At 53.7% G+C, this 26606-nt stretch carries 31 protein-coding genes; 29 read left to right on the forward strand and 2 right to left on the reverse strand.

Annotated elements, in window-relative coordinates; all coding sequences use genetic code 11:
• Window positions 1-23: 23 nt before the first annotated feature.
• On the reverse strand, window positions 24-890 hold the full coding sequence (locus MKX63_RS15445) for a YitT family protein (protein ID WP_341018112.1): 867 nt from the start codon (window positions 888-890) through the stop codon (window positions 24-26).
• A 230-nt stretch (window positions 891-1120) separates the two neighbouring features.
• Between MKX63_RS15445 and MKX63_RS15450 the strand changes: the two genes are divergently transcribed.
• The 27 genes from MKX63_RS15450 (at window position 1121) to MKX63_RS15580 (ending at window position 23526) form a co-directional block, all read left to right on the forward strand.
• On the forward strand, window positions 1121-1393 hold the full coding sequence (locus tag MKX63_RS15450) for a YqhV family protein (protein WP_341018113.1): 273 nt from the start codon (window positions 1121-1123) through the stop codon (window positions 1391-1393).
• 83 nt (window positions 1394-1476) lie between these two features.
• Window positions 1477-2484, forward strand: coding sequence for a stage III sporulation protein AA (gene spoIIIAA / locus MKX63_RS15455; RefSeq protein WP_341018115.1), 1008 nt, complete (start codon window positions 1477-1479; stop codon window positions 2482-2484).
• Window positions 2477-2995, forward strand: coding sequence for a stage III sporulation protein SpoIIIAB (spoIIIAB, locus tag MKX63_RS15460; protein ID WP_341018116.1), 519 nt, complete (start codon window positions 2477-2479; stop codon window positions 2993-2995). Before spoIIIAA ends, spoIIIAB begins: the two co-directional genes overlap by 8 nt.
• Before the next feature lie 13 nt (window positions 2996-3008).
• The gene (spoIIIAC, locus tag MKX63_RS15465) at window positions 3009-3212 is read left to right on the forward strand and encodes a stage III sporulation protein AC (RefSeq protein ID WP_020426549.1); all 204 of its coding nucleotides are present in this window, start codon (window positions 3009-3011) and stop codon (window positions 3210-3212) included.
• Window positions 3213-3221: 9 nt separating this feature from the next.
• Window positions 3222-3611: a stage III sporulation protein AD gene (spoIIIAD, locus tag MKX63_RS15470; protein WP_036698407.1), complete on the forward strand. Its 390-nt coding sequence runs from the start codon at window positions 3222-3224 to the stop codon at window positions 3609-3611.
• A gap of 47 nt (window positions 3612-3658) precedes the next feature.
• Window positions 3659-4954 carry a stage III sporulation protein AE gene (gene spoIIIAE, locus MKX63_RS15475; RefSeq protein ID WP_341018117.1) on the forward strand — a complete coding sequence of 432 codons (1296 nt, stop codon included), beginning with the start codon at window positions 3659-3661 and terminating at the stop codon, window positions 4952-4954.
• Window positions 4955-4978: 24 nt separating this feature from the next.
• Window positions 4979-5779: a stage III sporulation protein AF gene (spoIIIAF, locus tag MKX63_RS15480; protein ID WP_341018119.1), complete on the forward strand. Its 801-nt coding sequence runs from the start codon at window positions 4979-4981 to the stop codon at window positions 5777-5779.
• An 18-nt stretch (window positions 5780-5797) separates the two neighbouring features.
• Window positions 5798-6436, forward strand: coding sequence for a stage III sporulation protein AG (gene spoIIIAG, locus MKX63_RS15485; protein ID WP_341018121.1), 639 nt, complete (start codon window positions 5798-5800; stop codon window positions 6434-6436).
• Between the two features lie 109 nt (window positions 6437-6545).
• Complete coding sequence (locus MKX63_RS15490; RefSeq protein WP_341018122.1) at window positions 6546-7475, forward strand: SpoIIIAH-like family protein; 930 nt, start codon at window positions 6546-6548, stop codon at window positions 7473-7475.
• Window positions 7476-7754: 279 nt separating this feature from the next.
• Window positions 7755-8264 carry an acetyl-CoA carboxylase biotin carboxyl carrier protein gene (accB, locus tag MKX63_RS15495; protein ID WP_341018124.1) on the forward strand — a complete coding sequence of 170 codons (510 nt, stop codon included), beginning with the start codon at window positions 7755-7757 and terminating at the stop codon, window positions 8262-8264.
• Window positions 8265-8320: 56 nt separating this feature from the next.
• Entirely contained in the window at window positions 8321-9664 is a 1344-nt protein-coding gene (gene accC / locus MKX63_RS15500; protein ID WP_341018126.1) for an acetyl-CoA carboxylase biotin carboxylase subunit, read from the forward strand.
• A 119-nt stretch (window positions 9665-9783) separates the two neighbouring features.
• A complete protein-coding gene (locus MKX63_RS15505; RefSeq protein WP_036698392.1) occupies window positions 9784-10200 on the forward strand; it encodes an Asp23/Gls24 family envelope stress response protein in 417 nt (138 codons plus the stop codon).
• 72 nt (window positions 10201-10272) lie between these two features.
• Complete coding sequence (amaP, locus tag MKX63_RS15510) at window positions 10273-10812, forward strand: alkaline shock response membrane anchor protein AmaP (RefSeq protein WP_341018127.1); 540 nt, start codon at window positions 10273-10275, stop codon at window positions 10810-10812.
• Between the two features lie 15 nt (window positions 10813-10827).
• Entirely contained in the window at window positions 10828-11061 is a 234-nt protein-coding gene (locus MKX63_RS15515) for a DUF2273 domain-containing protein (RefSeq protein ID WP_341018129.1), read from the forward strand.
• Between the two features lie 132 nt (window positions 11062-11193).
• A complete protein-coding gene (gene nusB, locus MKX63_RS15520; protein WP_341018131.1) occupies window positions 11194-11643 on the forward strand; it encodes a transcription antitermination factor NusB in 450 nt (149 codons plus the stop codon).
• Window positions 11644-11731: 88 nt separating this feature from the next.
• A complete protein-coding gene (gene folD / locus MKX63_RS15525) occupies window positions 11732-12589 on the forward strand; it encodes a bifunctional methylenetetrahydrofolate dehydrogenase/methenyltetrahydrofolate cyclohydrolase FolD (RefSeq protein ID WP_341018133.1) in 858 nt (285 codons plus the stop codon).
• Between the two features lie 9 nt (window positions 12590-12598).
• Window positions 12599-13972 carry an exodeoxyribonuclease VII large subunit gene (gene xseA / locus MKX63_RS15530; protein ID WP_341018134.1) on the forward strand — a complete coding sequence of 458 codons (1374 nt, stop codon included), beginning with the start codon at window positions 12599-12601 and terminating at the stop codon, window positions 13970-13972.
• Complete coding sequence (gene xseB, locus MKX63_RS15535) at window positions 13956-14213, forward strand: exodeoxyribonuclease VII small subunit (protein WP_341018136.1); 258 nt, start codon at window positions 13956-13958, stop codon at window positions 14211-14213. Before xseA ends, xseB begins: the two co-directional genes overlap by 17 nt.
• On the forward strand, window positions 14200-15150 hold the full coding sequence (locus MKX63_RS15540; protein WP_341018669.1) for a polyprenyl synthetase family protein: 951 nt from the start codon (window positions 14200-14202) through the stop codon (window positions 15148-15150). The genes xseB and MKX63_RS15540 overlap by 14 nt, the downstream gene beginning before the upstream one ends.
• Before the next feature lie 97 nt (window positions 15151-15247).
• Window positions 15248-17152, forward strand: coding sequence for a 1-deoxy-D-xylulose-5-phosphate synthase (gene dxs, locus MKX63_RS15545; protein WP_341018137.1), 1905 nt, complete (start codon window positions 15248-15250; stop codon window positions 17150-17152).
• Window positions 17153-17194: 42 nt separating this feature from the next.
• A complete protein-coding gene (locus tag MKX63_RS15550; protein ID WP_341018139.1) occupies window positions 17195-18085 on the forward strand; it encodes a TlyA family RNA methyltransferase in 891 nt (296 codons plus the stop codon).
• Window positions 18086-18231: 146 nt separating this feature from the next.
• Complete coding sequence (locus tag MKX63_RS15555) at window positions 18232-18678, forward strand: hypothetical protein (RefSeq protein ID WP_341018140.1); 447 nt, start codon at window positions 18232-18234, stop codon at window positions 18676-18678.
• Between the two features lie 26 nt (window positions 18679-18704).
• Entirely contained in the window at window positions 18705-19154 is a 450-nt protein-coding gene (ahrC, locus tag MKX63_RS15560; RefSeq protein WP_341018141.1) for a transcriptional regulator AhrC/ArgR, read from the forward strand.
• A 50-nt stretch (window positions 19155-19204) separates the two neighbouring features.
• Window positions 19205-20932 carry a DNA repair protein RecN gene (recN, locus tag MKX63_RS15565; RefSeq protein ID WP_341018142.1) on the forward strand — a complete coding sequence of 576 codons (1728 nt, stop codon included), beginning with the start codon at window positions 19205-19207 and terminating at the stop codon, window positions 20930-20932.
• Window positions 20933-21070: 138 nt separating this feature from the next.
• Complete coding sequence (gene spoIVB, locus MKX63_RS15570; RefSeq protein WP_341018143.1) at window positions 21071-22180, forward strand: SpoIVB peptidase; 1110 nt, start codon at window positions 21071-21073, stop codon at window positions 22178-22180.
• Between the two features lie 197 nt (window positions 22181-22377).
• Window positions 22378-23196 carry a sporulation transcription factor Spo0A gene (spo0A, locus tag MKX63_RS15575; RefSeq protein WP_036731960.1) on the forward strand — a complete coding sequence of 273 codons (819 nt, stop codon included), beginning with the start codon at window positions 22378-22380 and terminating at the stop codon, window positions 23194-23196.
• A gap of 45 nt (window positions 23197-23241) precedes the next feature.
• Window positions 23242-23526 (forward strand): hypothetical protein, encoded by a 285-nt coding sequence (locus MKX63_RS15580; RefSeq protein ID WP_341018144.1) that lies wholly within the window; start codon window positions 23242-23244, stop codon window positions 23524-23526.
• A gap of 1338 nt (window positions 23527-24864) precedes the next feature.
• On the opposite strand, the gene MKX63_RS15585 is transcribed toward MKX63_RS15580, so the two are convergent.
• On the reverse strand, window positions 24865-25236 hold the full coding sequence (locus MKX63_RS15585; protein WP_341018145.1) for a hypothetical protein: 372 nt from the start codon (window positions 25234-25236) through the stop codon (window positions 24865-24867).
• A gap of 239 nt (window positions 25237-25475) precedes the next feature.
• On the opposite strand from MKX63_RS15585, the gene MKX63_RS15590 reads away from it, so the two are divergent.
• Together MKX63_RS15590 and MKX63_RS15595 are read left to right on the forward strand one after the other, a co-directional pair.
• Window positions 25476-26135 (forward strand): helix-turn-helix domain-containing protein, encoded by a 660-nt coding sequence (locus tag MKX63_RS15590; protein WP_341018146.1) that lies wholly within the window; start codon window positions 25476-25478, stop codon window positions 26133-26135.
• A gap of 119 nt (window positions 26136-26254) precedes the next feature.
• A complete protein-coding gene (locus tag MKX63_RS15595; protein ID WP_341018148.1) occupies window positions 26255-26563 on the forward strand; it encodes a hypothetical protein in 309 nt (102 codons plus the stop codon).
• Window positions 26564-26606: the final 43 nt, after the last annotated feature.

Below are 26606 nucleotides of genomic sequence, written 5' to 3' on the forward strand. Positions count from 1 at the left end.
ACAGCACTCTTCTTTTGCATTCACTAGCTCAGCCGCCGGAACCTGCCCATAATTTCTACGGTCTCCAGCACGTTAACGAAGGATTTCGGATCAGTCTCCAGAATCGTCTTGCGCAGATCTGCCAGCTCATAACGGGTGGTTACGGTCATCAGCATCGTATTGCCCTCGTGACTGTACCCGCCCTCCGCGTTCACAACGGTGATGCCGTGCGGCAGGCTGGTCAGCCGGTTCAGCATTTTCTCGCGCTCCTTGGTGACAATGAAGCAGGTCAGCTTGACATGGCGGATGTGGATCATATCAACCACCCGGCTTTTGACGAAGATACAGAGCATGGCGTATAGCGCGGAATCCCAGCTTTTGAAGAAGCCGAGACTTAAGATGACCAGACCATCCATGACGAACAGCACGGTGCCCATGGGAATATCCCGCTTACGGGTAATAATGGAGCCGAGAATGTCGAAGCCCCCGGAAGAACCGCCCGCCCGCAGCGAGAAGCCCACCCCTCCCGCAATAATTACCCCGCCGAAGATACTGGCCAGAATCGGGTCCTTGGTAAGCTTCACTACAGGGATAACGGTCAGGAACCAGGTGGTGGACAGAACGGACAGCATGCTATAGCAGATGTATTTTTTGCCCACGGCTACGAAGCCCCAGATCAGGATCGGCAGATTGATGGCGAAATAATACAGCGAAATATACTTAGGATGGGTTAAATACCCGATGATCGAAGCTGTCCCCGCTACACCGCCGCTGAGCAGCTGGTGCGGAATCAGGAACAGGCGGAGCCCGGCTGCGACCAGGAAGGCTGAAAATATAATAATAGCAACCTCTTTTACCTGTCTGGCTATCGTTCCTGATACAAGCGGTACTACGAAATTACGAACCTGCATGACTGTGATCCCCTTCTTTGTTAGTTATCTTTTAAATGGCAAAATTAATTTTATCATACCGATGATATTTTTTTATATAGGGCTGCACTATGATTTCTTTCACACCTCCTGAAATCTCCGCTAGTATCCCCATTTCTTCTTGTCTAAAGTCGCCCCTTTCCGCATATCCATGGATAACAGCTTGTTTGTGTGCAGGGAATGTGTACGATCCATAGATTTGAACGAAGGAGATGAGATTTTTGGACAAGTATGTAAGCTGGATGTCCGGCCTGCGGCTGCTGTCCGGCAGTGTGGAGATTGCGGCGGCCATAATTATGCTGAAGCTGAATCAGGTGGATAAGGCGCTGGCTGTCAATTCGGGATTGGCGCTCGTCGGCCCTACAATCCTCATTCTGACCACGGCTGTCGGCCTTACAGGGATGGCAGAGCAACTGTCCTGGGGGAAGCTGGGCTGGATTGGCTGCGGGGTGGCTATTCTCTTATTCGGGATTCTGAAGAAATGATAGATGCTAGGCATAATGCACAAGTACAAGCATAAATATGGAATAAAGCTAATTTAGTAGAGTACAGCTTGGGGGTACCTGGTATGGCATATGACTGGCTTCTGTTGTTTCCCGAAAAAGTAAGAGCGCTGCTCGGCGGCCTCCCCGCTGCGCTCCTGGACAAGGTGGAGGAGATTCGTGTCCGTGAGGGACGGCCGCTGGAGATTAACTATTCCGGCAAATATCATTTCATCGGCGCCGACGGCACTCTGACCCAGCTTCCCGCCGAGGCTTACCGGCCGGACCGGGAGGATACGCACCGGCTGCTGGACCTCATCAGCAATCATTCGCTCTATACGATGGAAGAGGAGCTGCGCAAGGGCTTCATCACTATTCCCGGCGGACACCGGATCGGCCTCTGCGGCCGGACGGTACTGAGCGGGGGCGGTGTGGAGCATCTGCGCGATATTACCGGCTTCAACGTGCGGATTGCCCGTGAGGTGCACGGCATCGCCGACAGCGTGCTGCCTTATCTGCTGGACCGGGGGCGGCAGCGGGTCATGCATACGCTGATCCTGTCACCGCCGCAGCATGGCAAGACCACACTGCTGCGCGATCTGGCCAGGCAGCTGTCGGCGGGTACAAGCGGCGGCCGGGAGGGCAACCGGCCGGGGCTGAAGGTCGGCATCGTGGACGAACGCTCCGAGATCGCAGGCAGCCGCCGGGGAATTCCCGCCTTCGATGTCGGGCCGCGCACGGACATTCTGGACGGCTGTCCCAAGGCGGAGGGCATGATGATGATGATCCGCTCGCTGTCGCCCGATGTGCTGATTGCCGATGAAATTGGACGCGTGGAGGATGCGGAGGCGGTGACCGAGGCGCTGCACGCCGGGATCTCGGTGGTCGCCTCCGCGCACGGCAAGGAAGTGTCCGAGCTGGCCCGGCGGCCGGGGCTCGGCGGACTGCTGGAGCACCGGATGTTCGAGCGGTATGTGATTCTGCACCGCGGGGCCTCCGGCTTGTCCTTCCGCATTCTGGATGCCCAGAAGCGCGGGCTGCTGCTGGTCTCGCCGGAGGAGCAGCCGGTGTCAGGGGGTGACCGCCATGCTTAAGCTGCTTGGCGCGGTACTGATCGTGCTGGCCGGAACACTGGCCGGCTTCAAGCGGGCGGCCCAGTATGCCGACCGGCCAAGGCATATCCGGGCCCTGATTGCAGCGCTCCAGCGGCTGGAGACCGAGATCCAGTACGGTTACACGCCGCTGCCGGAGGCGCTGCGCCGGATCGGGCTGCAGACGAAGGAGCCGCTGCGGGCCTTCTTCCTTACGGCGGCGGATGAGATGAATCCGCCGCATAACTACAGTGCGGAAGAGGCCATCCGGCGGGCGATGGAAGCCCACTGGAGCAGCGCATCGCTGCGGGGCACGGAGAAGGAGATCATCCGGCAGCTCAGCTGCACGCTTGGAACCAGTGACAGGCCGAATCAGAGCACACATATTGCACTGGCTTTACAACAATTGAAGCAGGAGGAGACAGCGGCCAGAGAAGATCAGGGCAAGTATGAGAAGGTGAGCAAAAGCCTGGGGCTGCTGCTTGGAGCATTGATCGTCATTTTGATCTTTTAGCGAGGTGCCAGGAATGAATATTGAAGTCAACGCGATCTTTCAGATTGCCGGCATCGGCATCATTATCGCCATGATCCACACGGTGCTTAAGCAGATGGGTAAAGAGGATATCGCCCACTGGGTAACGATTGTCGGCTTTATCATCGTCCTCTTCATGGTCATCCGGATGCTGGATGGGCTGCTGCAGGAAATCAAAACGATTTTTCTTTTTCAGTAGGCTGAAGTTATGGAAATCATTCAGATTGTGGGAATTGGCATCTTGGCGACGGTCCTGATCCTCGTCCTGAAGGAGCAAAAGCCGGTATTCGCCTTCCTGCTGACTACGGCGGCCGGCATTCTGATTTTCCTGTTCCTGATCGGCAAGATCGGAACAATTCTCGGTACGCTGGAGCGGGTCGCGGAATCCTCCGGGATGGAAATGATCCATATCAAAACCGTGTTCAAAATCATCGGCATCTCCTATATCGCGGAATTTGGGGCGCAGATTGTAAGGGATGCCGGGCAGGAATCGATTGCTTCCAAGATTGAGCTGGCCGGCAAGGTGCTGATCATGGTGCTGGCTGTCCCGATTATCAGCATTATTATTGAAACGGTCATGAAGCTGCTGCCAGCCTGATACAGCGGACATGCCGGACAAGTTGGAGTAAAGCGGAGGTGAGGGGAATGCAGGAGCATAGGTTTTTTCGGCCGCCAAAAGGGGTAAAAGCGCTCCTGCTTCTGCCAGCCCTGCTGCTGGTCCTCCAGCTGCTTCTGCTGTGTGGAAGCACGGCAAGCGCCGCAAGTTCTGCAAGTGTTGCAGATGCTCCAAGTACGGCTCCGGTTCCTTCATCCCCGGCTGCAGCCGGCAGCGGAGGCCCTACGTCTCCCGTTGACCAGTGGGTGAAGGGGCAGGTAGAGCATCTGCCGAAGGACAAAGTGGAGTCTTACTGGGATCAGTTAATGAAGGATTACGGGGGATTTTTCCCGGAAGGCCGGACGCCTTCCTTAATGGATATGCTGCTGCCGGGAGATAAGGGCTTAAGCTTCAAAAGCGTATTGTCCGGCCTGATGAACTTCATGTGGCATGAGGTGCTTTACAACGGCAAGCTGCTGGTCACGATTGTGATGATCAGTGTGCTGAGCATGATTTTGGAGACGCTGCAGACTGCTTTTGAACGGAAATCCGTCAGTAAAATCGCTTATATGCTCTGCTACATGGTGGTGCTGGTCATCGCCGTTAACAGCTTCAATGTCGCTATCGGCTATGCCAAGGATGCCATCGACCGGATGATCGACTTCATGATGGCCATGATTCCGCTGCTGTTCGCGCTGCTGGCCTCGATGGGCAATATCGTCACGGTGTCGGTGACCCATCCGCTGATTGTATTCATGATCCATACCGTAGGCACGTTGATTCATACGCTGGTCTTCCCGCTGCTGTTCTTCTCGGCGGTGCTGCATCTGGTGAGCGCCATGTCGGAGAAATACAAGCTGACCCATCTGGCCAACCTGCTGCGCAATATCGGGGCCGGGCTGCTCGGGGTGCTGCTGACGGTGTTTCTCGGCGTGATCTCCGTCAGGGGGATTACCAGCTCGGTTACAGACGGAGTGACCATACGCGCGGCCAAATATATCACAGGGAATTTCGTGCCGGTGATCGGCAAAATGTTCGCGGATGCCACGGACACGGTCATCTCGGCCTCGCTGCTGGTGAAGAACGCCATCGGGCTGTCGGGAGTGATCATTATCCTCTTCCTGTGTGCGTTCCCGGCAATCAAAATTCTGATTCTCGCCCTGATCTATAATCTGGCCGCCGCCGTTATGCAGCCGCTGGGCGAGACACCGATCGTGACCTGCCTGCAGACGATCGGCAAAAGTATGATTTATGTCTTCGCAGCACTGGCCGCCGTCTCGCTGATGTTCTTCCTGGCGGTAACTATTATGCTGACTGCGGGCAATGTGACCGTGATGATGCGTTAGAACGAAATGATAAGGAGGTGCGCCATGTCCTGGCTCAGCAGTTGGCTCCATGAGCTGATTCTCGTCGTGCTGATGGCTGCATTCGTGGAGATGCTGCTGCCCAGCAAATCCATGGAACGCTATGCGAGGCTGGTCCTCAGCCTGCTGGTCCTGCTGACAATGCTCAGCCCGATCATCTCTCTGCTGAAGGGCGATGCCAGCAAAGAGCTGACCGTGGCGATGCAGCAGCAGGAGAGAAGCGGGGGGCTGAAGGGCGGAACGGGCGGCGCACCGGATTCACTGGACAAGATTCTGGCGGACGGGCGGATGCTCGCCGCCGGAGCGCAGGACCAGAGCCTGAAGCTGGCTGCCGGGGAAATCGCCGGCCAGATGCGCGACCAGATTGCCGGGAGCACGGGGCTCGGCGGGGTGAAGGTGACGGTGGCCCTGGCCATGGGCCCGAATCCAAATGCGCCGCTGGGCGAGGAGGTGCCGCAGATTTCCTCGGTCACGGTAGCTCTTCCGCCGGAGCAGAGTGCCTCTGGAGGCGCTGTCCCGGGCAGGGGTACTGCAGCCCCACCGTCAGCCGGGCCGATACAGATTACCCCTGTGGAGCCGGTTCAGGTCAGCCTGGAGGATAGCGGCGGGGAGGGGGAATCACAAGCGTCCTCCTCGGGGGATTCGGCTCCGGCGTCATCCTCCTCTTCCGGGAGCGGAACGGATGGACCACAGGAGACAGTGACGGAGGAAGCCGGCACCATTATCAAGCTGCTGGAGCAGAACTGGAACCTGGACCCCGCTCTGATCAAGGTGCAGAGCAGCGGGGGCGGTACCGTGAAATCATAGGTTGAAGGAGGGAAATCAATGGGCAATTGGCTGAAAAAGCTGGAACAGTGGGCCGGAGGCGGCAGCGGCAGCCCGAAGCGCAGCCACACCTTCCGCTGGCTGATCATTATCGGCCTGCTGGGTGTTGCGATCATGCTGTTCAACTCCTTCGTGAATGTGAAGAAGCTGGACAACGAGAACACGGGCCGTGAACCGCCGGACAGCGGGAACTCGCAGACAGTGCTGCAGCAGGAGGCCGGGAGCACGAATTCTTTTGACAGCATCGAACTGGCGATGGAGAACCGCACCAAGGAGATTCTGGAGAAAATTGTGGGGGTCGGCACTGTGGATATCATGGTCACTGTAGATTCCACAGAGGAGATTATCGTGCAGCGCAATATGAACGACTCGCAGCAGCAAAGTGAAGAAACGGATGCCAGCGGAGGTAAACGCCATACCACCCAGTACACCAGGGACGGCCAGATCGTCACTTACAGCCAGTCAGGGAACGAGGCTCCAATTATCACCAAACGGGTGAAACCCCAGGTACGGGGAGTGCTGGTGGTCGCCAAAGGGGCAGAGAACAAGGTCGTGCGCAGTCTGATTGAGCAGGCGGTTGAAAAGGGGCTTAACGTACCGGTCTACCGGATTTCTGTTGTCCCGCGCAAGCAGGAATAGGCATGTCTCCGGCAACCCCGGCATATGCTTTAACAGAAGAGGCTTGTACGATACACACGACTCAGAGACGACAAGAAGGCTGGCAACAAAATTATAGGAGGTATAGACAATGAAGGGCAAAAGACAAACGATTTGGCTGGTTTCTATGCTCAGTTTGATGGTAGTGCTCTCTGCATATTATCTGTTCACGGAAGACACGGGGGCTCCCATCCCCAAAGAAACCGCAGGCAGCATCCAGGTGGACACTATAAAAGACGGCACGGGCGGCGGAACCGCCACTACGCTGAACAGCGGACTTGTCATCAAAGAGGTCAGCACGGATAAAGGGGTTGCAGTAGGAACCGTGGATGACAGCAGCAAGACCGCTAAGGATGAAGCGGCATCCACAGTAGCAACTGAGGACAGCACGACTCCGTCCGTGATAGATGACAGCAGTGTGGTTGCTGACAGCAGCAACACTGCCAAGGATACAACTGCTGCAACAGATAAGGCGGCTACGACTACGGCTGATAAAGGCAAGGATACGGCTGGCAGCAAGGATACCAAGGAAAATAAGGATACTAAGGACACCAAGGACAGCAAAGACACCAAAGACAGCAAAGATACGTCAGCCGCTGCAGACAAGACTCCGGCGAAGGACGACGAGGCAATTCTGGATGAAGTGGCTTCGCAGAGCGTATCGGCCACTAGCCTGTTCACGAACTACCTGTACGAACGCGAGCAGAAGAACCTGAAGGATCATAATGATCTGCTGGCGCTGATTAACAATATGGATAAGACACCTGCCGAGAATGCGGCAGCCCAGGAGCAGCTCAGCAAGCTGGAAGAGAAGGAATCCAAAATCACCGGGATTGAAGAGAAGCTCCAACAAAAATATGGCGAAGCCATTGTGAAGGAAGAAGCCGGTGACGCCTACACGATCGTGGTGCTCAGCGATAAGCTGGATGTGAAGCAGGCGGTAGGCATCGTAGACTTTGTAATGAAGGAATTGAGCGTTACCCAGGACAAGATTAAGGTCCAATACGTCTCGGAGCAGTAAGCCGGCTGAATATAATCAGGGAAAATAGAATAAAATGCCGAAAGAGCCCGGGCGCGTCCCAGGCTCTTTCCATTTCTAGCGTTTGTGATATAATACATAAAGTTATCGATGTATAGAAAAAAGAAGATTACGCAGGCAGCGGTTACACAAGGTAGCGATTCAAGAGAATTACAGAGCAGACCCGCCTTACGGGTATGCTTGTCAGAACGGATATCGTACCCGTCTCAGCCAGCGTCCCCAAAATGGCTTCGAGAGAAAGCTGAAGGAGTGAACTACCCAATGTTCAAGTTAAGCGAGATTAAGGAATTGATTCAATTGCTGGACCAGACTTCCTCCGTGCACGAGCTGGAGATTGAAAGCGAAGGTATGAAGCTGGCTATCCGTAAACCGGATCGCTCTGAAGCTGAAGGAACAGTAATTCAGGCGGCTCCTTATACCTACCCCTTTACGCCAGCCCCGCAGCCGCAAAGTCCGCAGATTATTGCCCCTCCGGCTGTTAGTGAAGTTCCTGCTGCGGCGCAGCAGCCCGCAACCTCCGCTGAAGGCGCATTACATAAAATCGTCTCGCCGATGGTCGGAACCTTCTACAGTGCGGCTTCACCGGAGACGCCTGCCTTTGTCAATGTCGGAGACCGGGTGAATGAGAAATCCACGGTCTGCATCATTGAAGCGATGAAGCTGATGAATGAGCTGGAGGCCGAAGTGAAGGGCGAGATTGTCTCTGTCCTGGTTGAGAACGGCCAACTGGTGGAGTACGGCCAGCCGCTGTTTCTGGTGAGAGCGGAATAATTGCCGCGAGAATGAGGAGGAGCTTGCAAGCTTCGCTAAACTTTGGGAGGAAACGCATGAACATTCAAAAAGTGTTGATTGCCAACCGCGGCGAGATTGCGGTCCGCATTATCCGGGCCTGCCGCGAGCTGGGTATTGCCACCGTGGCTGTCTATTCGGAGCCGGACCGCGATTCTTTGCATGTCCGGCTTGCAGATGAGGCGTACTGCATCGGACCGATGCCCGCCAAGGACAGCTATTTGAACTTTACCAATATTATGAGCGTTGCCACGCTGACGGAATGCGATGCTATTCATCCCGGCTATGGCTTCCTGGCCGAGAATGCGGATTTCGCCGAGATCTGTGAATCCTGTAACATTACCTTCATCGGCCCGTCACCGGATGCGATTACGCGGATGGGCGACAAGGCCGTAGCCAAGGAGACGATGAAGCAGGCGGGGGTTCCGATTATTCCGGGCTCCGACGGGCTTGTCGGCGACATAGAAGAAGCGGTGATGCTGGGCCGGGATATCGGGTATCCGATCATCGTCAAGGCTACCGCAGGCGGCGGAGGCAAGGGCATCCGCATTGCCGAGGATGAAGAATCGCTGGTGAAGCAGATTACCGCAGCCCAGCAGGAAGCGCAGAAGGCCTTCGGCAATGCCGGGGTCTACCTGGAGAAATTCCTGACCGGCATGAAGCATGTGGAGATTCAGATCATCGCCGACAATCACGGCAACGTAGTCCATCTGGGTGAACGTGACTGCTCTGTGCAGCGCCGCCGCCAGAAGCTGGTGGAGGAAGCGCCTTGCTCCATCCTGACACCGGAGACCCGTGAGGCGATGGGCCAAGCGGCTGTACGTGCCGCGCTTGCAGTTAATTATTCAGGGGCGGGCACCCTGGAATTCCTGCTGGGACCTGACGGCCAGTTCTATTTCATGGAGATGAATACCCGTATCCAGGTGGAGCATCCCGTGACCGAAATGGTTACCGGAGTAGATCTGATCAAGGAAATGATCTCTGTGGCAGAAGGTAACGCGCTCTCCTTCACCCAACAGGATATTGTCATCAACGGGTGGTCGATCGAGTGCCGGATCAATGCGGAGGACCCTGAACGTAATTTCATGCCGTCTCCCGGCAAAATCGGCTTCTATCTGCCTCCGGGCGGACTCGGCGTACGGGTGGACAGCGCAGCGTACCCGGGCTATACCATTTCACCTTTTTATGACTCCATGATTGCCAAGCTGATCGTCTGGGCACCTACCCGGGATGAGGCGGTTGCCAAGATGAAGCGTGCACTGGCTGAATTTGCGGTGGAGGGCATACATACCACCATTTCATTCCACCAGAGACTGCTGGAGCATCCGGTGTTTTTGGACGGGAACTTCGATATCAAGTTTCTTGAGGAGTATGAAGTTTAGGACGGCTTCTCATGGTTTGTCATAAAGTTCGTCAAATGATATAGTATGTTTAATAAGAGGCGTACTGAGCGCTTGAAGTGCCCCCTACAACTTTTTTGCTGGAAAGGTGTGAAGTCCAAATGAGTACATTGCCGACAGAATTTGAACGTACGGAAATCGGTGAAATCCAGATCGCTCCAGAGGTGATCGAGGTTATCGCCGGTTTGGCAACCGTTGAGGTGAAAGGTGTGGCCGGAATGAGCGGCGGTTTCGCCGGCGGAATCGTGGAGCTTCTCGGACGCAAGAACCTGTCCAAAGGGGTTAAGGTTGAGGTTGGACAACGCGAGGCTGCGGTGGATGTGTCCGTAATTATCGAATACGGGTACCGTCTTCCGGAAGTGGCTGCTGAAATTCAGCGCAATGTTAAGCGCTCCATCGAAACCATGACCGGTCTTACCGTTGTGGAAGTGAACGTGCATATTCATGATGTGCAGTTCAAAAGCAATACAAGCATTGACAAGAGCGAGGACACGGATGCGGTTATCCGCGTGAAGTAAGGGTTCAGTTCTTCCATAAACCCCCGACAGTGCGTCGAGGGTTTACCTTAATTTAAGGAGGTTGTGAGACTCGTGGCCAAAATTCTGGACAGGCTTCTGCTGTTTCTGTACAGCTTAAGCATTGGAATACTATCTGTAACTGCCATCCTCCTCTTAAGCGGCGTCATCCCGGACAAGTATGAGATTTCGGACGAACCAGCGGTCTATATCGCTGCGATCTCGGTGGCGGTCATTCTGTTCCTGCTGAGTATCCGCTTCTTCTACATCTCTCTGCGCCGCGACCGCGCATCCCTGCCGTCTGTGGATCAGCGCACGGAGTACGGGGATATTCAGATCTCGATGGAGACCATTGAGAACCTGAGTCTGAAGGCCGCAGGCAAAGTGAAGGGCATCCGTGACCTGAAATCGCGCATCCGTGTCTCACAGGCTGGCCTTGAGATTATGATCCGGGCGGTTGTTGATGGCGAGCATTCACTTCCGCTGCTTACTACGGATGTACAGCGTCAGGTGCATGATTTCGTACAGGAGACAACCGGAATTCCGGTTGCAGATGTGTCTGTATACATTGCTAACCTCACACAGGCACCAAGCTTCAAAAGTCGAGTGGAATAGAGGTGAGTTTCCCTTATGTCCTGGAGAGAAGTATGGGAAAGTCACGGGGGTAGAATTACCGGAGTTGCCTTCGGTGTCTTTCTCGGATTGATTTATCTGATTAGCGGTTTTTGGGATATGCTGTTCTTTGCACTGGTAGTGTTCATCGGATATACGTTCGGCAAACGAAAGGATACCGCGCAGGGTCCCCTGTTTCAATGGCAGGAGATCGCACAGCGGCTGTCCGGACGCTGGCGTCCCTTCAAATGAACCGCGATAGTCTTTCTCCCGGAAGCCTGGAACCCGTTACTTTGAGTTGCTGACCTGCGGAAGAAAGGCTGCGCGGTTTTTTTGAAATATAAAATCAAAACAAGAATGAAAGTTAGTTCGTAGGAGGAACACATGAAGAGACGTTTAGCGAGAGAGATTATTGTACAAAGCCTGTACCAGATGGAAATGAATGATGTTGAGGTAACTGAAGCGGTTGAGATGCTGATTGAAGAAGCGGCGGATGAGAACGAGACCGAGCGCGTCATTACGGATGAGAGCGAACTGAAGACTTATGTAATTACACATGTCAACGGCGTGTGGGAGCACAAAATGGCGATTGACGATATGCTGGAGCATTACCTTAAGGGCTGGCAGATGAGCCGCCTGTCACGCGTAGACCGTCAGATTCTGCGTCTGGCCACCTTCGAGATGATCTTCGCCAGCGATGTGCCGGCCAAGGTGTCCGTCAATGAGGCAATTGATCTGGCCAAGCATTTTGGCACAGAAGATTCCGGGAAGTTCGTGAATGGTGTCCTCGGCAAAATGATTCAGGATGTGGACACGCTGAGAGCTGAGCTGTAGTTCTGCTTCAGAATCGGTTCAAATTGAGCAGCAAGCGGCAGTAACAGGCTTATAAGCCTTCAATAGACATATAGGGGAGAGACTTTACATGACAGCAGCGATTATCAGCGGTAAACAGGTATCGGACGACATTCGGATCGGGATTGCCCGGGAGGTTGCAGACTTAGCGGAGCGCGGCGTGAAGCCGGGTCTGGCTGTCGTTCTGGTCGGTGAAGATCCGGCTTCCCAGGTCTATGTGCGCAATAAGGAGAAGTCCTGTATTGAGCTGGGCTTCCATTCCGAGGTGCACCGGCTGGATGCCGCTACCACCCAGCAGGAGCTGCTGGCACTGGTGGCAGACCTGAACGGCCGCAGCGATATTGACGGCATCCTCGTTCAGCTGCCGCTTCCGAAGCATATTGAAGAGAAGGCTGTGATTGACGCCATCTCTGTGGAGAAGGATGTGGATGGCTTCCACCCGGTCAATGTGGGGAACCTCGTCATCGGGGACGACAGTCTGCTTCCCTGCACGCCTGCCGGAGTCATTGAACTGATCAAGCGGACCGGTACGGACATCTCCGGTAAGCATGCTGTTGTGATCGGCCGCAGTAACATTGTCGGCAAGCCAGTATCTCTGTTGTTACAGCGTGAGAATGCCACAGTAACTATGTGCCACTCGCGTACAGCGAATATGGCTGAGCTTAGCCGTCAGGCTGATATTCTGGTGGTAGCGATTGGCCGGGCCAACTTCATCGATGCCTCGTTCGTGAAGCCGGGTGCGATTGTGATTGATGTCGGCATGAACCGTCTGGATACCGGCAAGCTTGCCGGTGATGTGGATTATGAGAGTGCCAGAGAAGCGGCCGGGTTCATTACGCCGGTGCCGGGCGGAGTGGGACCGATGACGATCACTATGCTGATGAGCAACACGCTGATCGCGGCCAAACGTCTCCGCGGCCTGAAGTAGGCAGGGCTTATGGCGGCAGAGCGGCAGATCTACTCCATCAAGGAGCTTAACAAATATATCCGCATGAAGCTGGATTCGGATGCGCTGCTGTCCGATGTATGGATTCGCGGTGAAATCTCGAATTTCACCCATCACGGAAGCGGGCATATGTACTTCACGCTGAAGGATGAGAGCAGCCGGATCAAAGCCATCATGTTCGCCTCGCATAACTCGCGGCTGCCGTTCGTGCCGAAGGAAGGCACTAAGGTAATCGCCAGAGGAAATGTGACCGTATATGAACGGGACGGGCAATACCAGTTCTATGCGACACATATGCAGCCTGACGGAATCGGCAGTCTGTATCTCGCATATGAGCAGCTGAAGAGCAAGCTGGAGAAGGAAGGCCTGTTCGCTGCGGAGCGCAAGCGTCCGCTGCCGCAATTCCCGCGCTGCATCGGGGTTGTGACCTCCCCGACAGGAGCGGCTGTGAGGGACATCATCATCACCCTGCAGCGGCGCTACCCGCAGGTGGCGATTGTGCTCTACCCTGTACTAGTGCAGGGTAAGGGGGCCGGCCCGTCCATTGTACAGGCCATTCAGAACCTGAACACGATGGGTGAGGCTGACGTGCTGATTGTCGGGCGCGGCGGCGGCTCCCTGGAGGAGCTGTGGGCCTTCAATGAAGAGGCCGTCGCCCGGGCGATTGCGGCCTCCGGGATTCCGGTCATCTCGGCCGTGGGCCACGAGACCGACTTCACGATCGCCGATTTCGCCGCCGATCTCCGGGCGGCCACCCCTACGGCAGCGGCGGAGCTCGCTGTGCCGAGCGCTGCCGAGCTGGCCGGGCAGCTGCGCATGGCCCGGCAGCGGCTGCGCCAAGGGCTGCTGCGCCGCTCGCAGCGCGGCGGCGAACGCCTCGCTGCGCTGCAGCGCTCGCTGGCGCTGGCCGGCCCCCGCCGGCAGCTGGCCCAGCACGCGCAGCGGCTGGACATGCTGCGCGCGGCCCTGCTCCGCGCAGCAGAGACCAGGCACAGCCGCGCACAGGGGCGCAGCGCGCTGCTGCACCAGAGCCTGCAGCGCTTCCATCCGCTTAGCAGCGTCAGCGCTGCCCGCCGGCGCACGGATGGCCTCACCCGTGAGCTGACGGCGGCCATGCAGGCGCGCCTTGCAGAGAAGCGCGCGCGGTTCGGGGCTGAGCTGCGCCATCTGGATGCGCTCAGCCCGCTTAAGGTCATGTCACGAGGCTACAGCCTCGTGTATGACGAGAAGGAACAGCATCTAATCAAATCGCTGAAGGAAGTAGAGCTTGGCGATGTGGTTAACATAAAGCTTAATGACGGACAACTAAACTGCCACGTATGGGGAATGAAGGAGGATAATAAAGCGAATGGCGAAGGAAGCTGAGCTGGATTTTGAAGGAGCCATGGAGCGCCTGGAGGGTATCGTGCGTGAGCTTGAACACGGTGATGTTCCCCTGGAGAAGGCGATTGATTTATTCCAGCAGGGGATGAAGCTCTCGCAGCTATGCGGCAGCAAGCTGGAGCAGGTGGAACGCAAAATTGAAATGATCACTGTGGAGGATGGCGAACTTCGCAAGAAGCCATTCGGCAGCAAGCTTGAAGGCGATAACGATGAGTCATTCTGAGCTTGAACCATCTGGCCGTTCGGCAGCGCCGCAGGAAGGCCGCGAACCGCTGGAGCAGTATATAGCTGACGTTAGCCGCTGGGTTGCCGCTGCTCTAAGCGGGATCGTACCGGAGCAGTGGGATGTCCCGCAGGTGCTTAGGGAGTCGATGGAATACTCGCTGCAAGCTGGCGGTAAGCGCCTGCGGCCGCTGCTGGTCACCGCTGCCTGCGAAGCGCTGGGCGGCAGCCGTGAAGCTGCGCTTCCTGTAGCAGCAGCGATTGAAATGGTGCACACTTATTCTCTGATTCATGATGATCTTCCGGCGATGGATAATGATGACTACCGGCGCGGCAAGCTGACGAACCATAAGGTCTTCGGGGAAGCGATGGCCATTCTGGCCGGAGATTCGCTGCTGACCCATGCATTCTACAGTGTGGTACAAGCCTCCCGTAAGTATGGGGTTCCGGCAGAGCGCGTGCTGTCCATCGTGGAGGATCTGGCCGAGATGGCAGGCCCGCGCGGTATGGTCGGCGGTCAGGTAGCCGATATGGAAGGCGAGCAGGGAATGACCGACCTGCAGCAGCTCCAGTACATTCATCTGCATAAGACTGGCGATCTGATGATCTTCTCCTTGCTTGCAGGCGGCAGAATCGCCGGTGCGGATGAGGGACAGCTGGAGGCCCTGCGCCGGTTCGGCACACAGATTGGCCTGGCCTTCCAGATTCAGGATGATATTCTGGACCTCGTCGGCGATGAGAGTAAGCTGGGCAAAAAAACCGGCAGTGATATCAAGCAGCAGAAGGTGACCTATCCGTATTTCATCGGCCTTGAAGCTTCGCGCGAAGAGGTGAAGCAGCTTACGGCTGCTGCGCATCTGGCGATTCTAAAAGGAGGGTTCCAGGACCCGTCCCGGCTGCTGGAAATTGCAGATTATTTGATGTCACGTGACCACTAAATGAAGATTCGGCAAACGGCTGTGTTTCGGCAGCCGTTTCGTTTGTGTTATAATGGGGTTTATATTTTAACAACATCTAGGAAAGCGGGGAATACTCGTGCTGCTTCCACAAATAAATGATCCTCAGGAGCTAAAATCTTTATCAGCCGGAGAACTGGCTGCCCTTGCGGAGGAAATCCGCCAGTTTCTGATCGAGAAGCTGTCAGTCACAGGGGGACATCTCGCATCCAATCTGGGAGTCGTGGAGCTCACGCTGGCCCTGCATTACTGTTATGACAGTCCCCGGGATAAGATGATCTATGATGTAGGGCATCAGGCGTATGTCCACAAGATATTGACCGGCCGTCAGGACAGGTTCGACTCCCTGCGGAAGCAGGGCGGACTCTGCGGCTTCGTCAAACGTTCGGAGAGTGAGCATGATGTCTGGGAGGCCGGTCACAGCAGCACTTCTCTGTCGGCGGCAATGGGCATGGCGATGGCCCGTGACCTCAAGGGTGAAGACAATAAGGTGATTGCCGTAATCGGCGATGGCGCCCTTACCGGCGGAATGGCCTTTGAAGCGCTGAACCACATTGGACATGAGCGCCGCAAGCTCATGGTGGTTCTGAACGACAATGAAATGTCCATTGCACCGAATGTAGGGGCGATGCATAACTACTTAAGCAAGATCCGTTCGGACCGCCATTATCTGCGGGCCAAGGACGAGGTCGAAGGGCTGCTGAAGAAGATTCCGGCCATCGGCGGACGTCTGGCGAAGACTGCACAGAATGTGAAGGACGGTCTGAAGAACATGCTGGTGCCAGGTGTTCTGTTTGAAGAACTGGGATTTACCTATCTTGGACCCGTGGACGGTCATGATCTGGAGAAGATGATTGACACCTTCCATCAGGCGGATAATGTATCCGGGCCTGTTCTGGTGCATGTCCTTACCACCAAAGGCAAGGGCTACAAACCGGCGGAAGTCGATTCCTATAAATGGCACGGCATTTCTCCTTACAAAATCGAATCCGGCCAGGTTCTTAAAGCAGTCGGCAATCCGATGTACACGGAAGTCTTCGGACAGACGCTAATTGAGCTGGGGCATCAGGATAAGCGGCTGGTTGCGGTAACACCGGCGATGCCGGGCGGCTCGGGACTATTCCCGTTCGCCAAGGAATTCCCTGACCGGATGATTGATGTCGGTATTGCGGAGCAGCATGCCGCCACCTTATGTGCGGCCTTGGCTATGGAAGGCATGAAGCCGGTATTTGCCGTCTATTCCACCTTCATGCAGCGCGCCTATGATCAGATCGTTCACGACATTTGCCGCCATAATGCCAATGTCATGTTCGCCATCGACCGTGCGGGCTTCGTGGGTGCTGACGGGGAGACTCATCAGGGTGTGTACGATATCGCGTTTATGCGTCATATCCCGAACATGGTGCTTATGATGCCGAAGGATGAGAATGAGCTGCGCCATATGATGAAGACGGCGCTGGATTATAATGAAGGACCGATTGCTTACCGTTATCCGCGCATTAACGGCACGGGTGTGGCTCTGGATGCTGAGCTGCACACTCTGCCTATCGGCACCTGGGAACGTCTGCGTCCCGGAGAGGATTATGCCGTGCTTGCCTGCGGCCCGATGGTTCAGGTGGCAGAAGAGGCGGCGGAAGTGCTGAAGCGTGAAGGTATTCAGATCGGTGTAGTCAACGCGCGCTTCCTGAAGCCGCTGGATAACACCATGCTGCTTGATCTGGCACATGCCGGAACGGGCATGGTGGTGCTGGAAGAAGCGAGCCAGGCTGGCAGCCTTGGCAGTGCGGTGCTGGAGTTCTTTGCGGAGCATGAGATATATGATGCGCATGTTCACCTGATGGGCGTGCCGGATATTTTCGTCGAGCACGGGTCGATCAAGGAGCAGCGCCAGGAGACGGGGCTTACCGTAGAAGCCGTGTGCGCACGTATTAAGTCAATGAAAGGGCTCAGCACTTATACCTATAAGTCAACCTCCACCTCCTAAGGGCAGGGACGGAGGGCGGACCGAAGTGATCGGGAGATGAACATGGAACACCCTAAGGAACGAATTGATGTGCTGTTGGTGGAGCATGGCTTCTACGACAGCCGGGAGAAGGCCAAGGCTGCCATTATGGCGGGCCTGGTGCTGGCGAATGAAGAACGGATTGAAAAGCCTGGGATGAAGGTGCTCCGCAGCTCTGTCCTCAGAGTCAAGGGAGCGCTGCACCCCTATGTCAGCCGGGGCGGCTTGAAGCTGGAGAAGGCCCTTCGGCAGTTCGGCATCGGGCTGACCGGCCGCAACATGCTGGATATCGGCTCCTCTACAGGAGGCTTCACAGATTGTGCGCTTCAGAACGGTGCAGCCCATGTGTACGCGATTGACGTGGGACATAACCAGCTTGATTGGAGCCTGCGTAATGATGAACGGGTAACCGTAATGGAGCAGACCAACTTTCGTTACATGACCCCACCTGATTTGAAGGGACCGGTACCTGACTTTGCCAGTATCGATGTCTCCTTCATTTCCCTGAAGATCATCCTGCCGCCGCTTATGGCGCTGCTGAACCGTCCTGCTGATATCGCTGCACTGATTAAGCCGCAGTTCGAAGCCGGCCGCGAGAAGGTGGGCAAGTCTGGAGTCGTACGCGAACCGGCTGTTCACCGTGAGGTGCTGGTAAACGTACTGACCATGGCAGCCGAATTGGGCTACACGCTTGCAGGACTGACTTATTCCCCCATTACCGGCGGGGAAGGGAATATCGAATTTCTGGCACACTGGAAGCTGCTGCCTGATGAAGCTGCTGAGCAGCCTTCCGTGCAGCAGACTTCTGCGGCTGAAGCACAGCCGAATAATTTCGCCGCGCTTGCCGACTCCGTCATTAAGGAAGCGAATGCAACCTTCAGCGCTGCGGGCCATGGAAACTCATCCAAGAGATGAGTTTCTTTTGCTGCCAAGATAACAATTTACAGGTCTTCCAGAACCGAAATTAGCGGCAGATTGTCAGCCGGAAGCAGGATTTCAGCCGCCCGCACGCGAATAGATTCACCGAGGTGATGGGAGTGGCGAGCTCGGACAAGGCTGTGGTGGCACTTATAGGACTGGCGGCGGCAATCTTTATCCTTTATAGAATCTATATCTGGCTGCAGGGGTCTCCTGGTTCCTTCATGAAGGACCGGGTGCCGATCAACAAGGTCATTCAGTCCCACCCGTCCATCGGTCTGCTGGAGGATGCGGGGTATGAGGTCATCGGCGGGAAGCTGAAGATTCCGCTGTCTTTTCAGGTAAATGGGGCACCGATTTTCAGCAGGCTGTTCATTGATTATGTAGCCACCAAGAATGAGGAGCATTATTATCTGGTCATCCTCTCCCGCCCCCGCAAGGAGCTTGAATTCACCGGCAGCGGACTACGGGACTACATCCTCCCCTATCTGCTGATCTACCCGGATTGCAGCGGGGTACTCTATGTGGATACGGTGAATTCCAATATTCATGTAATTAATTTCGGCAAGGACGACGGAGAATCCAGTTAAGCACTATATAAATACGGGAGGCAACAATGAAGGGACACAGGCATATCAAGATTAGAGAAATTATCTCGCAAAAGGAAATTGAAACCCAGGATGATCTGGTCGAGGCGCTACGGGAAGCAGGCTTTCAAGTAACACAGGCTACCGTATCCCGCGATATTAAGGAACTGTTGCTAATCAAGGTACCAATGGATGACGGGCGTTACAAGTATTCCCTGCCTACCGACCAGCGTTACAACCCTACTCAGAAGCTGAAGCGGGTGCTGGTGGACAACTTTGTACAAATCGACTTTTCCGCGAATCTGGTGGTCATGAAATGTCTGCCGGGAACGGCCAATTCCGTGGCTGCGCTAATCGACAATATCGACTGGCCGCAAATTATGGGTACAATCTCCGGAGACGACACCATCCTGATTATCTGCCGCCAGCCGGAGGACAGCAAGGACGTCATTTCACAAATTATGGGCTATATTTCGTAGTTCTGCTTATAGGCTTGGCAGGCAATCATCATGTCGGAGGTGCTGTATTCGTGTTAGAGACATTGTCTATACGCAATCTGGCCGTGGTTGAGGCGGTGGATGTGCATTTTTATCCGGGTTTTCATGTCCTTACAGGGGAGACCGGTGCCGGGAAATCAATTATTATCGATGCGCTCGCACTCATTGCCGGGGGACGCGGTTCCGCTGACTCCATCCGGTATGGGTGTGAGAAGGCCGAAATGGAAGCGCTTTTCAGTCTGCCGGGAAGTCATCCGGTCTGGGATACGCTGGAACGGCTGGGCATCGGTGCAGAGCGTGAGGAGCATCTGGTGATCCGCCGGGAGATTACCTCCCAGGGCAAGAGTACCTCGCGCGTGAACGGCCAGATGGTCAATCTGAGCATGCTGCGCGAAATCGGGGAGCAGTTAGTCAATATTCATGGGCAGCATGAGCATCAGAATTTGTTGAAGGCTGAACGTCACTTAGGGTTGCTGGATACCTATGGGGAAGCGGTGATTGGACCGCTCAAAGCAGATTATCAGGAGAAATATACGGCTTTTGCCAAAGTGGAAAAAGAACTCCGGGAACTTCAGGAGTCCAGCCAAAAGGCGTATCAGATGCTGGATTTGTACCGTTTTCAGCTGGAGGAAATTTCTGCTGCGGGACTAAAACCGGGAGAAGATGAATTACTTGCCGAAGAACGGGTAAAACTATCCCACAGTGAGAAAATGATGGATTCAGTATCCGGCGCATACGAGCTGCTGTATGACAGGCAAGGGCTGGAGTCCATTGGCAATGTAATCTCCAGGCTTGAAGATGCGGTGCGGTATGACGAGAAGGGTCTGCGGGCAGTCTACGAGCAATTGCAGTCGGCTTATTACCAGCTGGAGGATGCGGCATTTCAGCTGCGCGACTACCGTGAAGAGATCGAGTTCAATCCGGCGCGGCTGGAGGATATTGAGAACCGGCTGGATCTGATCACCGGACTGCAGCGCAAATACGGGGATAGCGTGGAGCAGATTCTGGAGTATTATCAGCAGATTGAGCGGGAGACGGATCTTCTGGAGAATAAGGACGAATATATCGAGAAGTTAACGGCCAAACGCGATGGCCTGCTTCACATCTTAATGGAGTCAGCCGAAGCGCTGAGCAGAGCGCGGCGGCAGTGTGCGACGGAGCTTGCTTCACAGGTCGAGGGAGAGCTGAAGGATCTGCAGATGGAGCGGACCTCCCTCCAGGTGAAAATGGAAACGCTCGAAGATCCGCGCGGCATGGAGTATCAGGGACGGCGGTACCGTCTGACCCGGCAGGGGATCGACAGCGCTGAATTCATGATCTCCCCGAATCCCGGCGAGCCGCTGCGTCCGCTGGGCAAGATTGCCTCAGGCGGAGAGCTGTCGCGGATCATGCTGGCGATGAAGAGTATTTTTGCGCGGCATGATGCGATTCCTGTCCTTATCTTCGATGAGGTGGATACCGGGGTCAGCGGGCGGGCGGCCCAGTCTATTGCGGACAAGCTGTATAAGCTGTCGTCCACTTGCCAGGTGTTCTCCATTACCCACCTGCCGCAGGTGGCCTGTATGGCGGATCATCAGTACCTGATTGCCAAAAAAGTCGAAGACGGACGCACGATGACCGAGGTGGACTCCCTCTCGGCCGAAGGCCGCGTAATGGAGCTGGCCCGGATGCTGGGCGGTGTGGAAATTACCGAAAAAACATTGCATCACGCACAGGAGATGCTGGGTCTGGCCGAGGCCAGCAAGGCAGCTGCAAGCTAAGCGGGACAATGATTGACAGTAATAAAAGCCTGGGGGCAAGGTTATCTTATAGGTACGCAATTGGCGACCACCTTTTTCGTCAAGCGAAAGAAGCAAAAGGGAGTGTGACAGCCATTGAAGCCTAACCTCAGGAAGTTAATGCCCGGCCTTTTATTTGCCTTCTTTCTCAGTTTATCAGGCATAACGGGACCCTCACAGATCCACGCAGCACCGCTTGAACATCAGCCGCTTAGGGCGGTACAGGGAACCGGGAATGAACTTAAGGTCATCCCCGGAGGTCAGACAATTGGCGTGAAGGTGAAGTCGGCAGGCGTGCTGGTTGTTGGCCATCATCTGGTTGAAGTATCGGGGCAGTCCAGGATTTCACCCGGCGAGAACAGCGGCATCCTGCCCGGCGATCTGATGATCTCCATCAACGGGGTGAAGCTGGACGAGGTATCGAAGGTAGCAAGGCTGGTCGAGCAGGCCGGCAAAAGCAATGATTCCTTAAGCATTGTCTACAAACGCGGCGGTAAAGAGCATACAGCTCAGCTGAAGCCCGCGTATGACCGCACAGACAAGGTGTGGCGGCTTGGGCTCTACATCCGTGATTCCGCAGCCGGTGTAGGGACCCTCACTTTCTATGCCCCGAAGCAGGGTGTGTACGGGGCCCTAGGACATGTCATTACTGACATGAACACAGGTACGCCGATTGTGGTCGGCAGCGGCCATATCGTGCAGTCCAGCGTCACTTCGATCTCCAAGAGCCAGGATGGTGATCCTGGTGAGAAACGGGCCCATTTTTTGAAGGAAAGCCAGGTTCTCGGGAATGTGGAGAGCAACACGGATTTCGGAATATTCGGTAAAATGACCCGTAATCCCGAGCACAGCCTGTATCAGGAGCCGATTCCGGTAGCCATGAGTTCGGAAGTGAAGGAAGGTCCCGCACAGATTCTAACTGTCGTCGACGGTCAGCAGGTCGAACGCTTCAACGTGGAGATCATCCATGTGGCCCGTCAGCAGACCCCTGCTACTAAGGGCATGGTACTGCGCATCACCGACCCCCGTCTGCTCGATAAGACCGGAGGGATTGTCCAGGGCATGAGCGGCAGCCCGATTGTTCAGAACGGCCGTCTAATCGGAGCAGTGACCCATGTGTTCGTCAATGATCCCAAGTCAGGGTATGGCTGCTTCATTGAGTGGATGCTTAGGGACTCCGGTGTGGTTCAACAGGATCAGGAGCTTCAATACAATCTTAAGGCGGTTTAGCCTTAAGATTTTTTTGTCGAAGGGCAGCAGGTTTACTCGAAACGTGAAACAAAATATTTAATTATAAATCAACACCGAAAAAAAATAAAGAAAAATAATTTTCGACAGAAGGATATTCAAACCAGATGTCGAAAGTTATAGGGAGAGAAGATGATTATTATTTTCTGAATAGCAGATATATAAGGAGGAAGCAGCCAGTGCAGAATATTGAAGTGTTGTTGGCCGATGATAACAGGGAGTTCACGAACTTGCTCGCCGAGTACATTACTGAACAAGAAGATATGACCGTGACAGGCATTGCCTATAATGGGGAAGAGGTACTGCAGATGCTCAGCGGAGCACGCAAGATCCCCGATGTCCTTATTCTTGATATCATTATGCCGCATCTGGACGGCCTCGGCGTGCTTGAACGCCTGCGTGATATGGATCTGAACCCTCAGCCAAAGATCATAATGCTGACCGCTTTTGGCCAGGAGAATATTACGCAGAGAGCGGTTCAGCTTGGCGCCTCATATTATATTCTGAAACCGTTTGACATGGAGGTTCTTGCGAACCGTGTACGCCAGCTGGTCGGCACGCAGGGCAGCATGAGCACCTCCGGAAGCATGTCCGGCTATTCTTCTTCCAGATCTTCCAGTAATGTGGTTCCGCTGTCTAAGGGCAAGAACCTGGATGCGAATATTACCTCAATCATTCATGAAATTGGCGTCCCTGCGCATATCAAAGGCTACCAGTACCTGCGTGAAGCCATCACCATGGTCTATAACAACATTGAGATTCTGGGTGCCATCACCAAAACGCTGTATCCGGCTATAGCCGAGAAGTTCAAGACCACGCCTTCCCGCGTAGAACGCGCCATCCGCCATGCGATTGAAGTCGCCTGGACCCGTGGCAATATCGACAGCATCTCCCACCTGTTCGGCTATACGATTAATATCTCCAAATCCAAGCCAACGAATTCGGAGTTTATTGCCATGGTCGCTGACAAGCTGCGAATTGAGCATAAGGTGTCTTGAAAGGGTTAGGGGCAGGAATAGCATAATAATAAATACCACTGGCTAATGGAAATCGTATTCCTGATAGCAAGTGGTATTTTGTTTCACCGGACACAGGTCGGATGTACACGAAAAGCCGAACACAATGGGAATGTAATCGAAAAACCGATTATATTGAGCGCGGCAGAGGCGCATGGTCCAAATGTAATCGAAAAACCGATTACATTTCGCGCGTCAGAGGCACGTGGCCCAAATGTAATCGAAAAACCGATCACATTTCGCGCGGCAGAGGCATGTGGCCTAAATGTAATCGAAAAACCGATTATATTCGGTGCTGCTGCGATGATGTAGGGGCCTAACTATTGCTCTACAGCCCGTAAGATTATAGGGAAATCCTGCAAGAAGTGCAACAATGCTGCCCGATAGAGGCGGCCGATGCTGAAATCCTGCAGGAAATGCAACAAAGCCACCGCTAACTTGCACTAAAATGCCAGAATTCCTGCAAATGATGCAACAATGTACCGTAGCCAGTAACATTTTATAGAGGAATCCTGCAACAAATGCAACAATGTGGCTCCATACAGTGGTCGGTGAGAAAAACTCTCAGAAATGGCTATCTAGGATGATCCTGAGACAGTCCCGATTGAGTAGCAGACTCGTCTGGCGGTCATGGTCATGACTTGCGTGTGAGTCTGTAAACGCCAGTAACAAGCGCATACAAGGCAACGAATGCAATAAAGATACTTAGCCAATTATTAGACTGTACGACAAATATGAGTGGAACGAAGATGATGAATATTGACAATCGCAAGGCACCTTCACGTTTAGATTTAGACATTAAATGTCCTCCTCCGTTCTAAAATGATTGTAGTAATGGATAGACGTATTGGTGTTGACTATAAGCAATGAATTGATTACAATGTAAGGGAAAAAGGGGAACGGTGTTGTGTCCGTTCCGTGCATAGTCATGAGGTTGAGGAACCTTGGATGCTTTAGCGCTTATAACCTTTGCGAGAGGTTTTAGCGCTTTTCTTTTTGCTCTTCTTTTTCTTAGAATTTTTAATGTGATTTACAAGTTCAATGATGTCATTAATAAAAAGTCTAAGTCCTCCCTTACATCTATAATCATACTTTAGACAGTATCAGCTGGAAAGTATTATATATAAAAGATAGTGAAGCTGCGTCAAGTGAATAAATAACAAATCAAGTCACTCCTTCATTGAGTGGCCTTTTTTGTTTATAATGAAGGGATAAGCAAAGGAGGTGGGAGAAATCATAGCGCAGATTCTTTTAGGGATCTGGATGCTCACGCAAGCGGCTTGTCACTTTTTTGGACTTGATGTGTTCCTTCGGCAATCCGTTAGGAATAGCTTGAGTAAGGAGGAGCGGGCCTCTTTCCAAACAGGGATGGTCCTGCCATATCTCATATTAGGAATGACTTTTATTGGAATGGGGATTGTTGAGCGTAAGGGATTCCTGTCCATGCCGGTTTTCCTGGGACTCTATATTATATTGTGTGCAGCGTCCTTAGCCGGGGTATTAAGGAATAACAAAAAGCACCTGGGTCATTATATGTGGTGAATCCGTAAACAAAGTGAAAACCGTTCCGGGATGGAACGGTTTTTAGCTGTGCAGTCACAGCTGAATATCCAGCGAGGGTCTGTACCGATCCCGAGGAAGTTTAAATACTTAGTTAACGGACTGGTTGCCAAGACTGCTCAGATAAGCATCGGCTTCTTGATATGTAGGATAATGCACGGCAAATTTGCCGAACAGCCGTTTCATTTGCATTTTCCAGACCGGAGAGTCCGCAACGTATACCCAGCCGCCTACCCCTGCTTCTATCGCGCGGTCACCGGTGGGAGCGAGCATTGCGGCTACTTCTGGGGATAGAACGGTTGGGGAGCCCGTCACATCGGTTACTCCGGTAAAGCCCGGCTTCAGCTGCTTCAGAGCGTTCTCGAAATCTGCTATGTAGGCGGGCACGTCACTCTCAGTCAGGCCGTAGGCTTTGACGATCACCTGGTTTTTTGCAATATTGACTTCCATTGTGTAAGACATGAACATTCCTCCAGTTGTGGGATTAAGTTTACATTAGAGTATATCGGATAAAATCGGGATGTTTTTGAGAGAATAAGGAAATCGGATCGCGTGAGCTTGCATTTATGGGAATTAAGTCCATATATATTAAATGGATGTGTTGATTTTTACGGTTCAAAAACAAAGATTTTACACAAACAATTGTTATTATGAAACACAAATTGTTGTCTTGTGTTATGATATAGGTAGAGGTGGCTCTTATGAACGATTTCGATAATTACCCCGATGAGCTGGGGAATTTCATCCGGCACTTCAGGAAGGCCCGGGGGTTAACCCTCAGGGGGCTGGAAGAGAAGAGCGGCATCAGCTATTCACAGCTCAGCAAGATTGAACGGGGAGAGAGTATCCCGCTTAAGGATAACCTGGACAAGATCATTGAAGCACTCGGAGGCGATCTCAAGAACCGGATGTATCATTTGGCCGACTATATGCCTGATATTGAGTACATCAAGACGCTGAAGCAGGGCTACAAGCTGCCTAAGCATAATCAGTCCCAAGATTATATTTACGAGACGGCGTTCAACAAGCTGAAGGAATTCCGGGCGAAGGAAGACAAAGAAACGTCATATGTTTCCTTTGATTCTGACGAGGTCATCGTTTATGAGACGGAATATGGGGCAGGAATGGTTATAGAGAAGATCGAGAAGTACAACCTGACCGATGTGCTGAACGATATATTCGAGGGAAGTCTGGACAGTCTCCGCAGGCAGCCGCGCCAGGGGCGTCAGGCCTACCTATTTGGAGAATGGCTGCGTGAAGGCATCTATGAGCTGAAGGAAGAGGAACAGGACCAGGTTATCCAGGCCTTGAAGGAATTCACCCAGTTCAAAGTGCAACAGATCAAGGGCGTGTACAAGTAACGAAGGGCCCGGCTTAGCTTGCTTCCAAAATGAATAATGTTGCCCTTTCTTGCAGCCATCTATTCATCTTGATCCATAAACAAACTACAAATGGTTAGACAGAAAAGGGGATAAGAAACATGAGAATCAATATGAAGTTCACCAGCAAAGGGAAAGCGGCTATCGAGAATTTCAACAACGAAGAGCTGTTGGAGATTTTTGCAAGATACATCAAGACACTGACCAAAAAATACGATATCGAAGTAGATGTGCCGCTTGAAGTGAACCAGAATATCGTTGCCGATGGAACCGTCATTGCTGTGGCCCAGAACGTCAAATGTGATGCCGAGACTTTCTTCAAGGAGCTGGGACGCGATATCAAGGTTCCCCTTAAGAAGCGGCTCGGCGGTAAGCTGGAGAACGTGTTCAAGACCGAAATTATCGAGTAGACAAAAGTTTGTTTACACACCAAAAACCATCCCCGCATCATGT

This window comes from Paenibacillus sp. FSL R7-0179 (assembly GCF_038002265.1).
Classification (GTDB): Bacteria; Bacillota; Bacilli; order Paenibacillales; family Paenibacillaceae; genus Paenibacillus_AQ.

Excerpts from the sequence above, each read along its gene's own strand:
- MKX63_RS15445 (WP_341018112.1), bottom strand. The coding sequence starts at position 890 with ATGCAGGTTCGTAATTTCGTAGTACCGCTTGTATCAGGAACGATAGCC.
- MKX63_RS15450 (WP_341018113.1), top strand. The coding sequence starts at position 1,121 with ATGAGATTTTTGGACAAGTATGTAAGCTGGATGTCCGGCCTGCGGCTG.
- spoIIIAA (WP_341018115.1), top strand. The coding sequence starts at position 1,477 with ATGGCATATGACTGGCTTCTGTTGTTTCCCGAAAAAGTAAGAGCGCTG.
- spoIIIAB (WP_341018116.1), top strand. The coding sequence starts at position 2,477 with ATGCTTAAGCTGCTTGGCGCGGTACTGATCGTGCTGGCCGGAACACTG.
- spoIIIAC (WP_020426549.1), top strand. The coding sequence starts at position 3,009 with ATGAATATTGAAGTCAACGCGATCTTTCAGATTGCCGGCATCGGCATC.
- spoIIIAD (WP_036698407.1), top strand. The coding sequence starts at position 3,222 with ATGGAAATCATTCAGATTGTGGGAATTGGCATCTTGGCGACGGTCCTG.
- spoIIIAE (WP_341018117.1), top strand. The coding sequence starts at position 3,659 with ATGCAGGAGCATAGGTTTTTTCGGCCGCCAAAAGGGGTAAAAGCGCTC.
- spoIIIAF (WP_341018119.1), top strand. The coding sequence starts at position 4,979 with ATGTCCTGGCTCAGCAGTTGGCTCCATGAGCTGATTCTCGTCGTGCTG.
- spoIIIAG (WP_341018121.1), top strand. The coding sequence starts at position 5,798 with ATGGGCAATTGGCTGAAAAAGCTGGAACAGTGGGCCGGAGGCGGCAGC.
- MKX63_RS15490 (WP_341018122.1), top strand. The coding sequence starts at position 6,546 with ATGAAGGGCAAAAGACAAACGATTTGGCTGGTTTCTATGCTCAGTTTG.
- accB (WP_341018124.1), top strand. The coding sequence starts at position 7,755 with ATGTTCAAGTTAAGCGAGATTAAGGAATTGATTCAATTGCTGGACCAG.
- accC (WP_341018126.1), top strand. The coding sequence starts at position 8,321 with ATGAACATTCAAAAAGTGTTGATTGCCAACCGCGGCGAGATTGCGGTC.
- MKX63_RS15505 (WP_036698392.1), top strand. The coding sequence starts at position 9,784 with ATGAGTACATTGCCGACAGAATTTGAACGTACGGAAATCGGTGAAATC.
- MKX63_RS15515 (WP_341018129.1), top strand. The coding sequence starts at position 10,828 with ATGTCCTGGAGAGAAGTATGGGAAAGTCACGGGGGTAGAATTACCGGA.
- nusB (WP_341018131.1), top strand. The coding sequence starts at position 11,194 with ATGAAGAGACGTTTAGCGAGAGAGATTATTGTACAAAGCCTGTACCAG.
- folD (WP_341018133.1), top strand. The coding sequence starts at position 11,732 with ATGACAGCAGCGATTATCAGCGGTAAACAGGTATCGGACGACATTCGG.
- xseA (WP_341018134.1), top strand. The coding sequence starts at position 12,599 with ATGGCGGCAGAGCGGCAGATCTACTCCATCAAGGAGCTTAACAAATAT.
- xseB (WP_341018136.1), top strand. The coding sequence starts at position 13,956 with ATGGCGAAGGAAGCTGAGCTGGATTTTGAAGGAGCCATGGAGCGCCTG.
- MKX63_RS15540 (WP_341018669.1), top strand. The coding sequence starts at position 14,200 with ATGAGTCATTCTGAGCTTGAACCATCTGGCCGTTCGGCAGCGCCGCAG.
- MKX63_RS15550 (WP_341018139.1), top strand. The coding sequence starts at position 17,195 with ATGGAACACCCTAAGGAACGAATTGATGTGCTGTTGGTGGAGCATGGC.
- ahrC (WP_341018141.1), top strand. The coding sequence starts at position 18,705 with ATGAAGGGACACAGGCATATCAAGATTAGAGAAATTATCTCGCAAAAG.
- spoIVB (WP_341018143.1), top strand. The coding sequence starts at position 21,071 with ATGCCCGGCCTTTTATTTGCCTTCTTTCTCAGTTTATCAGGCATAACG.
- MKX63_RS15580 (WP_341018144.1), top strand. The coding sequence starts at position 23,242 with ATGGAAATCGTATTCCTGATAGCAAGTGGTATTTTGTTTCACCGGACA.
- MKX63_RS15585 (WP_341018145.1), bottom strand. The coding sequence starts at position 25,236 with ATGTCTTACACAATGGAAGTCAATATTGCAAAAAACCAGGTGATCGTC.
- MKX63_RS15590 (WP_341018146.1), top strand. The coding sequence starts at position 25,476 with ATGAACGATTTCGATAATTACCCCGATGAGCTGGGGAATTTCATCCGG.
- MKX63_RS15595 (WP_341018148.1), top strand. The coding sequence starts at position 26,255 with ATGAGAATCAATATGAAGTTCACCAGCAAAGGGAAAGCGGCTATCGAG.